Origin of the sequence: Dickeya oryzae, assembly GCF_009372235.1 — a bacterium.
Taxonomy (GTDB): Bacteria; Pseudomonadota; Gammaproteobacteria; order Enterobacterales; family Enterobacteriaceae; genus Dickeya; species Dickeya oryzae.
The window spans coordinates 46,621-61,270 of record NZ_SULL01000018.1 but is presented as its reverse complement, the minus strand read 5'-3'; the positions used below and the strand labels follow the sequence as shown (position 1 = coordinate 61,270).

11 protein-coding genes and 3 pseudogenes are annotated in these 14,650 nt (G+C 37.3%); 13 read left to right on the top strand and 1 reads right to left on the bottom strand.

Translation table 11 applies throughout. The features are described 5' to 3' along the window. Nucleotides 1-13: 13 nt before the first annotated feature. From FAZ14_RS18985 to FAZ14_RS18970, 3 genes and pseudogenes are all read left to right on the top strand, one after another. Nucleotides 14-387 (top strand): annotated as a pseudogene (locus FAZ14_RS18985) (transposase); the annotation flags it as partial. An 83-nt stretch (nt 388-470) separates the two neighbouring features. After that, the gene (locus tag FAZ14_RS18980; protein WP_016943714.1) at nt 471-1,616 is read left to right on the top strand and encodes a glycosyltransferase family 4 protein; all 1,146 of its coding nucleotides are present in this window, start codon (nt 471-473) and stop codon (nt 1,614-1,616) included. Nucleotides 1,617-1,851: 235 nt separating this feature from the next. After that, nucleotides 1,852-2,842: pseudogene (locus tag FAZ14_RS18970) on the top strand (IS3 family transposase); the annotation flags it as partial. Between the two features lie 514 nt (nt 2,843-3,356). Here the strand turns inward: FAZ14_RS18970 and FAZ14_RS18965 are convergent. Further along, nucleotides 3,357-4,124, bottom strand: a pseudogene (locus FAZ14_RS18965) (IS3 family transposase); the annotation flags it as partial. 846 nt (nt 4,125-4,970) lie between these two features. Here FAZ14_RS18965 and FAZ14_RS18960 point away from each other — a divergent pair. From FAZ14_RS18960 to FAZ14_RS18915, 10 genes are all read left to right on the top strand, one after another. Then, entirely contained in the window at nt 4,971-6,437 is a 1,467-nt protein-coding gene (locus FAZ14_RS18960; RefSeq protein ID WP_235914635.1) for a hypothetical protein, read from the top strand. Further along, a complete protein-coding gene (locus FAZ14_RS18955; RefSeq protein WP_016943604.1) occupies nt 6,434-7,612 on the top strand; it encodes a polysaccharide biosynthesis protein in 1,179 nt (392 codons plus the stop codon). Before FAZ14_RS18960 ends, FAZ14_RS18955 begins: the two co-directional genes overlap by 4 nt. After that, nucleotides 7,590-8,507 carry a glycosyltransferase gene (locus tag FAZ14_RS18950; protein ID WP_012771064.1) on the top strand — a complete coding sequence of 306 codons (918 nt, stop codon included), beginning with the start codon at nt 7,590-7,592 and terminating at the stop codon, nt 8,505-8,507. Before FAZ14_RS18955 ends, FAZ14_RS18950 begins: the two co-directional genes overlap by 23 nt. Next, a complete protein-coding gene (locus FAZ14_RS18945; protein ID WP_016943603.1) occupies nt 8,507-9,637 on the top strand; it encodes an FAD-dependent oxidoreductase in 1,131 nt (376 codons plus the stop codon). The genes FAZ14_RS18950 and FAZ14_RS18945 overlap by 1 nt, the downstream gene beginning before the upstream one ends. Next, nucleotides 9,634-10,653 (top strand): glycosyltransferase, encoded by a 1,020-nt coding sequence (locus FAZ14_RS18940; RefSeq protein ID WP_012771066.1) that lies wholly within the window; start codon nt 9,634-9,636, stop codon nt 10,651-10,653. Before FAZ14_RS18945 ends, FAZ14_RS18940 begins: the two co-directional genes overlap by 4 nt. Next, nucleotides 10,653-11,441 (top strand): glycosyltransferase family 2 protein, encoded by a 789-nt coding sequence (locus FAZ14_RS18935; RefSeq protein ID WP_016943602.1) that lies wholly within the window; start codon nt 10,653-10,655, stop codon nt 11,439-11,441. Before FAZ14_RS18940 ends, FAZ14_RS18935 begins: the two co-directional genes overlap by 1 nt. Before the next feature lie 84 nt (nt 11,442-11,525). Beyond that, nucleotides 11,526-12,293, top strand: coding sequence for a Rossmann-fold NAD(P)-binding domain-containing protein (locus tag FAZ14_RS18930; protein ID WP_012771068.1), 768 nt, complete (start codon nt 11,526-11,528; stop codon nt 12,291-12,293). Further along, a complete protein-coding gene (locus FAZ14_RS18925; protein ID WP_016943601.1) occupies nt 12,283-13,110 on the top strand; it encodes a sugar phosphate isomerase/epimerase family protein in 828 nt (275 codons plus the stop codon). Before FAZ14_RS18930 ends, FAZ14_RS18925 begins: the two co-directional genes overlap by 11 nt. Continuing rightward, complete coding sequence (locus FAZ14_RS18920) at nt 13,104-13,469, top strand: EamA family transporter (RefSeq protein ID WP_016943600.1); 366 nt, start codon at nt 13,104-13,106, stop codon at nt 13,467-13,469. Before FAZ14_RS18925 ends, FAZ14_RS18920 begins: the two co-directional genes overlap by 7 nt. A gap of 3 nt (nt 13,470-13,472) precedes the next feature. Then, nucleotides 13,473-14,639 carry a hypothetical protein gene (locus FAZ14_RS18915; RefSeq protein WP_152446752.1) on the top strand — a complete coding sequence of 389 codons (1,167 nt, stop codon included), beginning with the start codon at nt 13,473-13,475 and terminating at the stop codon, nt 14,637-14,639. The last annotated feature ends 11 nt before the right edge of the window (nt 14,640-14,650 follow it).

Below are 14,650 nucleotides of genomic sequence, written 5' to 3'. Positions count from 1 at the left end.
ATAGGAGGAGCATATGGACGCACCACGATTTACACCTGAATTTAAGGACGAGGCCGTCCGTCAAATCACGGAATGCGGCTATCCCGTTGCTGACGTATCCGAACGACTGGGAGTGTCTGCACACAGTCTCTATAAGTGGCTACGGGCCATTAAACCCGATAACAGCGAGCAGCATGCCCGCGATTTACTGGAAGCCAAAAGTGAGCTCCTGAAACTCAGGGCACCGTTAACGCGAACAGAAGAAGAACGGGGTATTCTGAAAAAGGCCGCGAGGTACTTTGCAAGGGAGTCCGACTAAAGTACCGCTTTATCAATGAACACCGTGCTGTATGGAGTGTCATAACGATGTGTCGGGTCCTGAACGTCGCCAGAGCCGGATTCTATGCATGACTGCACAATCCGGCCTCTGCACGTGATAAAGACAGTCAACGCCTGCGTTAGTCAGAAATTTAACTTGGTTGAAATGAACTATGAAAATAGTAATTATAGGTACAACAGCAGAGAGTATGATAAGGTTCAGGAAAGACTTTATTGAATTATTGTGCTGCAATGGTCACGAGGTATATGCATTTGCCAATGACTATGATGAGATCATTAGAGAAAATATTGAGTCATTAGGTGCCATACCCGTTGATTATGTATTTAGTCGGGCTGGATTTAATCCATTCCTCGATGTTTTACATACTTACAAGTTGTTTTCTAAAATAAAAAATATCAACCCGGATGTTGTTTTATCCTATTTTTCAAAGCCTGCGATATTTGGTACTATCGCTGCCAAATTAGCTAGGGTGAAAAATTGCCATGCAATGTTAGAGGGGCTTGGTTTTTATTTTACTGAATCTCAAGATCCATTATCTATAAAAAAAAAATTATTAAAGAGAGTTATTGTTCTTCTTTATAAATTTAGTTTCAGATATGTGGATTCACTTATTCTGCTAAATGTAGATGACAAGAATGAGTTGTTGATAAAAGAGAATATCAGAGTTAAAAATGCACATATTCTAGGGGGTATTGGCCTAAATATGGTAGAGTATCCTTATGTACCTCCTCCGACGAATCCAGTATCCTTTATATTTGTTGCTCGGTTTTTGAAAGAAAAAGGTGTGTATGAGTTTATTCAGGCAGCAAAAACAATAAAGAAAAAATACCCATCGGTACATTTTTATATGTTAGGGCAGTTGGACTTGAGTAATCCCGGTAGTCTTAGGGTTGAAGATATGAATAAGCTAAGGTGTGATAATATTATAGAGTTTCCAGGATATGTTAAAAACGTACAAGAGTGGTTAGCTAGAGCAAGTGTATTTGTTCTCCCATCATATAGAGAGGGCTTTCCTCGCAGTACTCAAGAAGCAATGGCAATAGGGCGAGCGGTTATCACTTGTGATGTCCCTGGTTGTCGTGAAACGGTTATAGATGGTGTAAATGGATTTTTGATTCCGGCTTATTCATCCGACATGTTAGTACAACGAATGTTATGTTTCATTCATGATCCTCAAATCATAACTCGAATGGGAATGGAAAGTTATAAAATTGCCAGAGATAATTTTGATTCAGTGGCCGTAAATGCTAAATTAATTAATATGCTTCAATTAGATATTGGACGCCCCCCACGATAGTGGACATGTCCTGTCCTCACGACGGGGCCTGTTCAAAGCCCTCCGGGCTGACACCGCCGAGCCCGATTGTAGAACACTTCAATGTAATCGAAGATATCCGCACGGGTCAGCTCCTATGACAAGGTCGGTTTCACTGTCAGTACCTCCTTTGCGTTTTTATATCATTGTTGCTGACAACAACAACAACAACAACAACAACAACAACAACAACAACAACAACAACAACAACAACAACAACAACAGCGAGCAGCATGCCCGCGATTTACTGGAAGCCAAAAGTGAGCTCCTGAAACTCAGGGCACCGTTAACGCGAACAGAAGAAGAACGGGGTATTCTGAAAAAGGCCGCGAGGTACTTTGCAAGGGAGTCCGACTAAAGTACCGCTTTATCAATGAACACCTTGCTGTATGGGGTGTCATGACGATGTGTCGGGTCCTGAACGTCGCCAGAGCCGGGTTCTATGCATACCCGCACAATCCGGCCTCTGCACGTGATAAAGACAGTCAACGCCTGCTGACGCTCATCCGCGATTCATATGCACTGAGTGGGGGCGTGTATGGTTATCGTCGGGTTCATGATGACCTGAGCGAAATCGGTGAAACCTGCGGTAAAAATCGGGTGAGCCATATTATGCAACTGAACCAAATCTGAGCCGTAAGCGGCTATAAATCGCCACGCCGGATAGCTGTCAGACCTTCTGTTATTGCCCCGAATCGTGTGCAGCGTGAATTTACCGAGATAAAAACCAACCAGGTCTGGGTGACTGGCATCACCGACAACCGTACCTGGCAGGGCTGGCTGTATCTGGCGGTCGTCATCGATCTCTTCGCCCGTAACGTGGTGGGCTGGCCAATGAAACTCACGCTGTCACGCGAACTGGCGCTGGATGCGCTGATGATGGCCGTGTGGCGACGAAAACCGGACGGCAAGGTCATCGTGCATTCGGACCAGGGCAGTCAGTACGGCAGTGATGACGGGCAGTGCTTCTGCCGGGCCAACAACCTGCCCCCCGTATGAATCGGCGTGGCAACTGCTGGGATAATGCGGTGGCCGAATCGTTCTTCAGTTCACTGAAAAAAGAGCGCATCAGAAAACGGATCTACAAAACCCGGGAGCTGGCCCGTGCGGATATCTTCGATTACATTGAAGTGTTATACAATCTGGCTCGACGCCACAGCCATCTCGGCGGTGTCAGCCCGGAGGCCTTTGAACAGGCCCCGTCGTGAGGGCAGGACATGTCTACGGTCGTGGGGGCAGTCCACTTAGCCCCTTGTTCACTATTGCTGGGTAAGATCACAGAAAGTATAATGAATAAAGAATAATGACAACGAAGTGATTTGACTGAAACATAAACGAATGTCTAAATAATCAACGATCTGTATGGAAGGTATAGCACCAGAAAAAAGAAAGCTGATTTTCAGTCATTGTAGTTCTAAAATACAAAAAACTGCTCAGTTAAATAGTCGCCATGTTATTAATGTTTAGCATGACTTAACATTTGGTGAAATTTTATGGCCTTTATTGCTAATTCAGTGCATGGCTAGGGCGGTAGCATTACTGAGGAAAATCATATATCCGCCGTTGGCATCTATGAAACGTAGAGACAACAAAATCAAGTCGGCTGTTTCTTACCCCCCTAGGTTATGCTAAATCGCTGCGCCAAATAAGCAAATCGCTTTGAGGGAACTCAAATCGTGTATCGAATTTTTGACGCTGGTCCGACTGGTTTTTGATTTAAAAGGAATGCCGTTTCAGCAGGCTCTGGTAATCCACTGAACAGTACTGGCCGCCACGGTCAGTGTGAATGATAACGTTTTTCGGGCGTTTACGTCACCAGAGCACCATTTGCAGTGCATCGCAGGCAATCTGTGCTGTCATAACGTGCTGACATCGACCAGCCAACCGCGGCGCGTGGACACAGGTCAATGACTACCGCCAGATAAAGCCAGCCTTCGTCAGTGCGAAGATACGTGATGTCGCCTGCCCATTTCTGGTTTGGGCCGCTGACGATGAAGTTCTGCTTAAGCAGGTTTTCCGATACCGGCAGGCCATGTTCCCGGTAGCTAACCGGGCTGAATTTACGGCTGGTTTCCGCCCGCAACTCCTGACGACGCAGACTGGCAGCGATGGTTTTAATATTGTACTCCGGCAACTCATCAGCAAGACGCGGCGCACCATAGCGCTGCTTTGCCTCAGCGAATGCGTTACGGACGGCCTCATCACAAATGAGTCGGAACTACTGAGGTGGGGTTATCTGACAACGGCGACTACGCCAGACATACCAGCCGCTGCGTGCAACCCGAAGCACCCGACACATCGCTTTAATACCGAACGCTGCCCGATGTTTTTCGATGAAGACAACCTTCATTTCAGGCGCTTCGTGAAGTATGTCGCGACCTATTTGGAAAATAGCCAGTTCTTCATCGCGTTCCGCCAGTTGGCGCTTCAGGTGCGCATTTTCGGCAGCCAGTCTGATGAGGTCATCTGTTGCTGTTGTTTACTGCACCACCCGATAACACGTTGTAACAATGTGAGTGTAAATAGCGGGATGTCAAAACAGGTAAGACTACAGGTGAGAGAAACTGATACCCACGCGGGGCAACAACCGCACGTACTTATTGATTGGTACTCACCTGGCACAGCTCATCATGGTTTGGGGTAATGAAAGTCCATCAGAAACCAGATATATGGCTGCAGTTACTCGTTTTGAACGCGGCAAGGAACACCTTGCACTGGCTGAGCGTCCACAGATGCTGGGTAGGATCATTGAGCATAGGATTCAAGTAAATCTATCTAGATAGCATCGCATATGAGCAATGCTCATAGGATATGCCGTTTATGACCTGCTTTGCACAAAGATAAGGAAAGGCAATCTTCCCTGGAAGAGCTTTTCGGGTAGCTGGTCTGAAAAACCGTGACGAGTCAAATAGCTGCTTTCTGTAGTCACATGAGATTTCTATTGCACAAAATAGTTATAGTCCCACCTTAAGTACAATAGTACCTTTGAGGCGTTTTCAGCACACAACCAGGAAAGATATTTTTGTAAAAACTCATTTTTAATTATTAGCTTTAAACCACCTCCTCTGGAGGTGGTGATTGTTCCTGTTAGGTTATAGCTTAAAGAAACCCCATGCGTAAATGTTTCATCTTATATTTTGATGATTCAGAGGAGAGAAACAGTGGGGCCTTTTTCTTGGTAATACCTTCAAGAAGAATGCTAAATAGTGATGAATAAATTTTTTCGCTCCCCTGTTGGAATATGCCTCAAAGCCGCTTCTATGGAGGCTGATTTTTACCTTAGCGAATTAAAAAAATCGAAAAACTAAATACATTAATACGCAAGAGGAGGGTGAGTTGGATAATAGAATGAAAATATTTTTATGTTTGACAATATTTTTAGGTAAAATAATATTAGATGTAGTTTTATTCCCCGGATTTACAGTTGATAGTTGGACATATTATGATTTATCAAAAGTAGTGTTCTCGGGGTATGAGCCATCCTTTATTAGACAATATCAGTATAATTCTACACATAGTCCATCATTTCCATTTTTTTATCCACTATTAATACAACTAGCAGATAAAGTTTTGAATATAGGGATTTATTCATCGCTAGTTTTAAATGTTTTTTTATTAATGACTTGCTGTATTGTTTTAAACAAAATGTTGAATAGATTGAAATTACAACAAGAATATATAATAATGTTTTCATTCTTGTTGCTATATCCTCCTTTCTTCCAAGAGGTTGCTTATGGAAGATCGATGCCATTAGCAACATTAGAATTAATGTTAATCGGAAATATATTCATTTCACAGCAATATCTTAGCACAAAAAAACTATTTATTATTGGATTAATTTTTTCAGCATCAATACTTACACGTTTCGAGTTTATTATTTTATTTGCGATATTCTCACTTTGGGTTTTATTTAAAGAGAAAAACACTGTTGGAAAATTATTGTTTTTGGCCCCACCACTAATATCGGCTTTTATATGGACAATCTACTCGGAACGATATTTTAATACTTTATGGGTAACAGAAAGCTCTAAATTAATATTAATGCCACCAAATATTGGTGTTTTAGATTATGCTCCTACAATCGAAATAGGTAACTGGTTAGCCATCGCTAAAAATATCATAATTAAAGAGATAAAAACGTTCACCTCATTTATACTATGGGGAGTAGCATCCCCTCTATTTATTATCTTCTCTCACGTGATTTACAAGCGTATATCTCATAATAAAAAAATATTAACAATAAAAAAACATGATTATGTAAGTACTAAATTGTTATTTATTACCATCACTATTAGTTCAGTCGTCCCTATAATAGGGTTAACGGGATATACTGATGGCAGGTATTTCTTTAATCTTTATTTATTCATCTCGATTTTTTTACTTTACACAATAGCTGTAAATGTAAGCAACAATTACAAAATAACGATGCTGTGCTTGACATATGCTATTATCTTTAGCTCAGTCTGGACGGTTGGTCGAGTGGTAAAAAAGAACATATTAGATGAAAAGTCACAGGAGTATATAACGGCAATAGAGAAACAAGGATTACGACAATGCATCGAAGAGTATAATGTGAAGAGAATATTATTTATAACCGCGAATGGTTTTGAACAAGCATCAGTCTCAGAACAATCTATTAAAAGTACAGCATTATATTTACTGTCTCCATCTAATATAGATGTAAAAAATATTAATAATTTTATTCGAGATTACAATATCGATGCAATTTACAGTAAAAATTCAATATTAACAGATTTACGGGCTATTCAATGTACCAATAATCTGCATGTGCTTATAAAATGAAATTTTTTATATCTATTTTGAGCGGTAGCTTGTTGTCCCAAATACTTGGGACAGGCATCATGCTTGCTCTTTTCAAATTTTACTCGGTAGAGGCAATTGGTCTTTATGCAACAATTATGGCATGGTCGGGACTGATATCCTATATTAGTGCATTACGACTAAATCTCTTGTTAATTACAAATCATGATTATGAAAAGCAGTTGCTCTATCGCTCATGCCAATTGTTATCGCTAAGTATTACTATAATTTCATCCTTGGTAGTATCTGGTAGTGTTTTTTTTCTTAGCTTGCCATTAATTTACATTTCAATACCAGTTGTTATTTTCTGTTTCAGTTCATTTGAAATATTATATGACTACCATACGTCATTGGGAAACCACCGAAAACTTAATATAATACAACTCAATCGAGTCATACTGGTTGGCATATCACAATTAGTCTTAATAAAATTCCACTACGGGCTTATTATTGGAACTATCATTGGTTCAATGATTTCGCTACTTATTAGTAGAGTAAAATTTGACAATGCCAGGGAAAAAGGGTTAAAAGCATCGTTAAAAATTATTAGAAATAATACTAAATATATGGCCATTCACACAACAGCATCAATAATTCCATCCGTAGGAACTCATTTACCAATAATATTTATTTCCAGTTTTTTTGGCTATCATGCATCAGCACTATATTCTATTGCTGAAAAAATAACTACCGTTTTTGTCACACTTGCAAACTCAGCAATCAGTCGCGCAGTACTCTACAGCCTGTCGAATAAAGAAAAAAAGGTACTATTAAAATATAGCTTGATCAGTATTACCTTAGGGTTCATATATATCTTATCATCTTATTTTATATTACCGAAAGTTAACTTTCTCATTGGCGATAATTGGAATGATAGCGTTATATTTTTACAAAGTCTATCTTTTTGGTTTGCGGCAATATTAATCCTTTCACCTAGTTATAATCGAGCCATTTTTTTTACTGTAACAAAAGAAATTTATTTCATTGATCTCTTAAGATTTGGGTTAAAGCCTGTTTATTATGTAACACTTTCAGTTTTAGGTACTAGCTTATACAATATCGTATACCTAACTTCATTTAGCATGTATATATTATCAATTATGTTTTTTATATTTTTATCTTTAAGGTGGAAGGATGGCTCGAATTGCATTTATTAAAAATAGTTTAGAGTATCTTCCTGAAATCGAAATTTATAAGGAGTATTTTTCTAACCATGGATTACATGTATCTGTTGTGGAACACCCTGAAGATATGCTAAATGCAGATATCTATTGGTTCTTCATGGGGGTGGAATACAAAAAAAAAGCATCAGGAATACATATCCATGAATATGCTTCACTTTCTACCCCACCCTATGGATTAATAAAAGATAGAATAAAAAAAATAATAAACATTATCCCTGACGGTAGAGTGTTCTTAAATGAGGTAATAAAAAGAAAAACTCTACTTAATGATAAAACCCCGTTTACATATAGAGACATGGGAGTAGGTGAACACTTTTATAATAAAAGGAATATTATTAATAAAGAGTATGATTTCGTGTATATTGGCAGTTTATCTGCAAAACGAAATATAAGAATACTATTACAATCATTTAGCACTAAATTCTCTGAGTATACATTATTAATTATTGGTGATTGTCCTGATGAGTTATATAATGATTTTAAAAATGCATCTAATATTATTTTTTCTGGAAAATTAAATTATGCAGATATCCCTGCACTGGCATGTAAAGCAAAATGTGGGATAAATTATACTCCTAATGTTTATCCATACAAATATCAGACATCAACAAAGGTATTAGAGTATTTAGCTATGGGATTAAACGTATGTTCAACCCAGACAGAATGGGTTGAGTCATTTTCCATAAATAATAAAATTGAAGGTATTCAATTTATCAATGAAGACCTATCTAACTTTAGACCAGAAAATTATTTATCTAATGCTAAATACTGGGAATGCATTGAAAATTACAATTGGAATAACATAATGGATAAAGCAAATCTACTTAGATTCATTCATTCATTCAATAATAAAAAGAAGGAGAAGTGATGAACAAAGTAAATGACTCTATCGTAATTGGCGGGGGTTTTTTTGGCGTTTACATCGCTAACTATTTAGCATCTCAAGGACATAAAGTCACTCTTTTTGAAAAAGAGTCTTCTTTGATGGAACGTGCTTCATATGTTAACCAGGCTCGTGTACATAATGGTTATCATTATCCACGAAGTCATCTTACAGCGTTAAGATCTCGTACTTCATTTCCAATTTTTTGTGATGATTTTAAAGAATGCATTGATGATGAGTTCTCTAAATTTTATATGGTTGGAAACATACTTGGAAAAATCACAGCACGGCAATTTCAAATATTCTGCCAGAGAATAGGGGCACCTTGTGATATTGCTCCCCATTGGATCAGAGATTTGACGAATAAGCATTTAATTGAGGAGGTATTTACTACTAAAGAATATGCTTTTGACTCCCGAAAGCTTCGTTCTATCATGCTTTCCCGACTGGCAGACAGTGGCGTAACCATAAAATATAATACCGTTGTTACCGGCGTACAGAAAGATAGTTCAGGCTTAACTGTCAAAACTCAGAACGTCGATGATACGGATGGTTTATCAATTGAGTACTATAAAACGAAGCAGGTTTTCAATTGTACTTATTCAATGACGAATTTCGTTCTACATGAGTCAAAAATAGAACTTATCCCTCTCAAGCAAGAATTGACTGAAATGTGTATCGTGAAAGTTCCTGATATTTTAAGCAAAACAGGAATTACTGTAATGTGCGGACCATTCTTCTCTGTCATGCCTTTTCCCTCAAAAGGGTTACACTCATTTAGCCATGTAAGATATACCCCCCATCATGAATGGAATGAAAGTAACGAAAGCTATTTCCCATCACATCAATATTTCAATAATATCCCAAAGGATACACTCTGGCGTAAAATTGTATCTGATGCCAGTCGATATATACCAGTTTTATCTGAGTGCGAATATAAAGAATCTATTTGGGAAGTTAAAACACTACTTCCGAGAAGTGAGACTGATGATTCACGCCCTATCCTTTTCAAAGCAAATCATGGCATAGAAGGTTTGCATTGTATTATGGGGGGAAAGATTGATAATGTTTATGATGTTATTACAGTAATTAATGAGTTAGGACTGAACAAATGAATTTAATTAGTACTACAAAGAAGGATATTTTTGTATCAGTTGTATTATCTTGCAAAGATCAGGTAGAGGATCTAAAAGATAAGATTAGACCTATTAACGATATTCTGTCGAAAAACTACGTAGACTTTGAAATCATAATTATTGACAATTATTCTTTTGACGACACAGAAAACTACATTACTTCTTTGCTTACCGAACTAGAATCTATACGCTATATTCGTCTTTCATCTGAAGTATCAGCTGATATCTCTCTATCCGCTGGATTAGAAAATGCTATAGGGGATTTTGTCGTACTATTTGATATTAGTACAGATCCCGTTTACGTTATTACAAACATCGTAGATAAGTCTTTTTCTGGCAGTGACATAGTCATTGGCGTAGCTAAGCAGAATTCATCTCTTGCGTACACAATAGTCAGACCAGCCATGAATCATCTCTTAACCAGGATTGGTTATAAGTTACCAAGAAACGCAACAAATCTCCGCTGTTTGAGTCGAAGAGCAGTCAATGCAGTAACAGCAAACGGTCGCTTTCATCATAAAATGATGGTGAGGATATCTAATACTGGGTTCGCATCTACAACGGAAACCTACGAACTTGCACGGATTAATGAGAAAAAAATCCTTCTTTCTGGAATCCGTGATACTGTTAAAATAATGATCTTTAACTCAACAAAGCCGCTACGCTGGATGAGCCTATTAGGAGTGTTCGGTAGTTTTCTTGCATTTATTTTTAGTCTATACAGTTTTATTGTAAAAATAGTAACTAATGATGTTATTGAAGGATGGACAACACAAATTATATTTATGTCTGTTCTATTTATGCTTATTTTTACTATGTTAGCCTTCTTTGGCGAATATTTAGGGCGGTTACTTGATGACCGTTCTGAGCATGCTGATTATAATATAGTATATGAGAAAAATAGTTCGGTCATGATAGATTTACACCGAGTAAATGTGTTAGCAGAGTCTACTTCTGATTTAATCAATTTAGTGCAAACAGGGCGAAACAAGTGATGGATAAAAAATATACCTGGGAAGTGCCTGAATATGAAGAAACGAGAGTTAAACTCAAGCAACATGAATATTGCACATTAATTTTCGTCATAAATGAAGGTGATAAGTTAATAAAACAGTTAGCACGCATGGATGAAGCCAGGGCCTGTACTGATATTGTCATTGCCGATGGAGGTAGCACCGATGGGTCAACCAGTACTGAAAACTTAGAAAAATATGGCGTAACAAGCCTCTTAGTCAAAACTGGTGCAGGGAAGCTGGGTAGCCAAATGCGTATGGGCTTTGCATGGGCGCTTTCGGAAGGTTATAAAGGTATTATTGTTATTGACGGAAACAACAAAGACAGTGTTGATGACATACCAAATTTCGTTCTCCAACTAGAAAATGGTATGGATCATGTTCAGGGTTCTCGATTTATCCCTGGAGGAAAACATGTAAATACGCCTAAATCTCGCCTCATCGGATTAAAGGTCATCCATGTTCCACTTGTAAGATTATTTTCCGGTTTCAAATATACGGATACTACTAATGGTTTTCGTGCTTATAGCGCAAAATATTTGGTAGATGAAAAACTGGCAGTATTCAGAAATATTTTCACGGGTTACGAACTTCATTATTATCTTGCAATACAAGCTGCCAAGTTAGGATTTAAATGTGTAGAAATCCCTGTAATGCGAATCTATCCTAAGCATGGGAAAACACCGACAAAAATTAGTCCTATCAGAGGTAATCTACAGGTTATCGTCAGGTTATTAGAAGTGTGCTTAGGGAAATATGACAAAAAATAGGTGCCATAACATCTATTTAATGTCTTACTATTGGCTAGATATAATCTATCTAGCTTTATTTTTCTATAATTACGAGCTATCACGATGAATGCTTTAATTGGTTATACAGGCTTTGTTGGCGGGAATTTACTTAAGCAATATAAATTCGATGACTTATATAACTCTAAAAATATAAGTAATATTCGTAACAAACACTATAATAAGTTGTTTATCTGTGGAGTTCCCGCAGTAAAATGGTGGGCTAACCAGCATCCTATTGAAGACTGGGAGAACATTAGCAGTCTCATTGGCATTCTAAAAACCGTAACTGCTGAAGAAGTTGTTCTAATTTCAACTGTTGATGTATATCCAAATCCAATCGATCTTGATGAGGATAGTGAGCTCTCCAGAGAGATTGGTCAACCTTATGGATTGCACCGTTTGAAGTTCGAAGATTTCATCAACCACAATTTCACTAATGTTTACACGCTTCGCCTTCCTGGACTCTTTGGGCAGGGTTTGAAGAAGAACATTATTTATGATTTTTTGAATAATAATCAGATTGAAAAAATTGATACTCGCAGTTCATTCCAATTTTATTGCCTTGACCTTCTTAAAGCTGATATTGAAAAAATGGTTGAAAACAACATTCGCCTTCTTAATATGTCAGTCGAACCGATCCCTACGGCAGATATAGCCAAGATGGTTCTCGGCTATTCTTATGAAAACATAACAAACTCACTGCCTCCTCGTTATGATATCAAATCAAAATATTTTTCACTTTTTGGGAAAAAAGACGGCTACCTTTATAATAAACAAGATTGCCTTATTGAGTTAGAAAAATTCATTAAGGAAAATCGCAATGAAAATTAAGGGGCTAACAATTTCAAATATTGCATGGAACAATGATGAAAATGATGCCGTACTTAACATCCTAAAAAAACATGGTATTAATGCTCTTGAAGTAGCTCCTGCAAAAGTTGTTAATAATGTCCAAGACTTTTCTGATGAAGAAGTTTTTTTATACAAAAACAAAATGAATGATGCTGGTATTGTTATCAGCTCGATGCAAGCATTGCTGTTTGGTGGGCCCGCAGGTAGTATTTTTGGTAATAAAGAGGAAAGCGATGCTATTCAGTTTCATCTGAGTAAAATTATCCATATGGCAGGTCTCCTTGGTGCTGAAAGATTAGTTTTTGGCTCACCTAAAAATAGATTAAAAAATCATATTTCATTTAATCAGGCAGTAGAAATTGCGGCAAATTTCTTCCGCCCCTTAGCAGTCCAAGCTCATAATGTTGGCACCATGATCTGTATTGAACCTAATCCTGTATACTATGGATGTGATTTTGTTACCGACTCAGAAGAAGCAATTGAGCTTGTAAATGAAATTAATAAACCAGGATTTGGAGTTCACTTAGATCTTGCCGGTCTAAGATTATCAAAGGAAGATGTCTATAAGAGAATCTCCTTATTGAATACGGGAATTGCTCATTTTCATATTAGTGAAAAAGATCTGGCACCAATTGGTATTGATATTGAAGCCCATAAATTAGCGTGCGAAGGTTTTAAAAATGCATCATATCAAGGGTGGTTATCAATTGAGATGAAAAGATCAGAAACTCCATTGCAAGATATTGATACCAGTATCTCTTTGGTAAAAGAAATGTACAGGTCCATATTATGCTAATCTTTGTTATTATTTTTAGTGTGTTTTTCTCATCATCATCTCAGCTTTTATTGAAAAAAGGCGCTGCGCAAATATCTATTCCGCATCAGATTGACCTTGCAAATATCACCAAATTAATTGGCGAGATTACTTTTAATTTTTATCTTTTTTCTGGTATCTTGTTCCAAGTAGTTGCGTTGCTGAGTTGGGTTTACGTTTTAAAGAAAGTTGATGTGAGTTTTGCTTACCCATTCATTTCATTAGGATTTGTTTTTGTTATGCTTATGGGCTACCTTATATTCAATGAGTCTTTAACCTTAATGAAGGTAATTGGAACATTGGTCATTATACTTGGTGTGTTTATTATGGGGAAAGCGTAATAAATGAAAATACTTTCATCTTCTGCAAAAATAAATTTCCTTTCCGACAAATGGATGAACCTGTATTCTATTGGAGTTTCATTAATTTCATTGATTTGCGTAAGTGTGATATATTATAACTCGGTATTATATTTCAATCGAGAACCTTGGGATGGTTCTTTCCAGACACTGTTCCCTCTACGGGCAATAGATGTTGGCTCATATCCGGCCATAGATTTTTCTTATTTCCATGGTAATGGGATACCTTATTTAATTTATCCGCTTTATTATTTATTTTCACACATATTTGGTTTTGGTGTTATTATCTCTGCATTGAATAGTACGTTTATAGTCAATTGCGCTTTTTTATATTTTCCTATTTATTTCATACTGCGTAAAATAAGCTGCTTCTCTACAGCATTGCTTGTAACATTGTTTATTTCTGTGCTTTTTGACTTTATACCTTACGTTGGTTCATATTTTTCACCTTTATTTCTTGGTGCACCAATGGCTGTACGATTTTCTCCACATATTCTACTAGCGATATGTTTTTATAATATCATAAGTTGTTGTGAAAATGTAAACAAAAAGAAAACAATAAAAACGATAGTTATAACTCTCTTTGTTGCCTCAATATCACCCCTACTTGGTGCTGAACAAGGGTTTTATGCTATTGCTGCATTTTGCTTAACTGTGTTCCTGTACTTTTTTTTTCATGAAAAAAAGCGCCTTAATGCTTTAATATATTCAACATCTCTATTCACATTATCTATATTGGCTCATATTGTCATTTTACTTGTCTTATTCCAAAGCCTGGAATCAATTCGAGCTATAATAACGATATCTAACGATCAAACATGGGTTTTTGGTGTTTTTCCTAATTCATTTTTCTCTTCGTTTAATGAGTTATTCCATCTAGACAATATAAGTGCAGTAGTTAGCCAGCTTGTTACCTTGGCTGCTATTGTTTATACAATAGTTATCTTCTTTATATACCGTAAATATAATCTCAATTCAAAATACCTTTATGCTTGTCTGGTAATGTTTTTTGGGGGCATAGTATCATGGGCTTCTAACTTGGGTTACATTGGTGCACACCAAGCACCACTTGAGATTAGATATATGACATTATCGTTCTTCCCTATTCTGTTCTTTACTTTCAATAAAAATGCGAAATTAAAAAATGGTTAATATTTTCAGAA

What these genes read in the sequence shown, in the direction of transcription:
- FAZ14_RS18915 (WP_152446752.1), top strand. Translation starts at nt 13,473, where the DNA reads ATGAAAATACTTTCATCTTCTGCAAAAATAAATTTCCTTTCCGACAAA.
- FAZ14_RS18950 (WP_012771064.1), top strand. Translation starts at nt 7,590, where the DNA reads ATGGCTCGAATTGCATTTATTAAAAATAGTTTAGAGTATCTTCCTGAA.
- FAZ14_RS18920 (WP_016943600.1), top strand. Translation starts at nt 13,104, where the DNA reads ATGCTAATCTTTGTTATTATTTTTAGTGTGTTTTTCTCATCATCATCT.
- FAZ14_RS18925 (WP_016943601.1), top strand. Translation starts at nt 12,283, where the DNA reads ATGAAAATTAAGGGGCTAACAATTTCAAATATTGCATGGAACAATGAT.
- FAZ14_RS18940 (WP_012771066.1), top strand. Translation starts at nt 9,634, where the DNA reads ATGAATTTAATTAGTACTACAAAGAAGGATATTTTTGTATCAGTTGTA.
- FAZ14_RS18935 (WP_016943602.1), top strand. Translation starts at nt 10,653, where the DNA reads ATGGATAAAAAATATACCTGGGAAGTGCCTGAATATGAAGAAACGAGA.
- FAZ14_RS18955 (WP_016943604.1), top strand. Translation starts at nt 6,434, where the DNA reads ATGAAATTTTTTATATCTATTTTGAGCGGTAGCTTGTTGTCCCAAATA.
- FAZ14_RS18980 (WP_016943714.1), top strand. Translation starts at nt 471, where the DNA reads ATGAAAATAGTAATTATAGGTACAACAGCAGAGAGTATGATAAGGTTC.
- FAZ14_RS18945 (WP_016943603.1), top strand. Translation starts at nt 8,507, where the DNA reads ATGAACAAAGTAAATGACTCTATCGTAATTGGCGGGGGTTTTTTTGGC.
- FAZ14_RS18930 (WP_012771068.1), top strand. Translation starts at nt 11,526, where the DNA reads ATGAATGCTTTAATTGGTTATACAGGCTTTGTTGGCGGGAATTTACTT.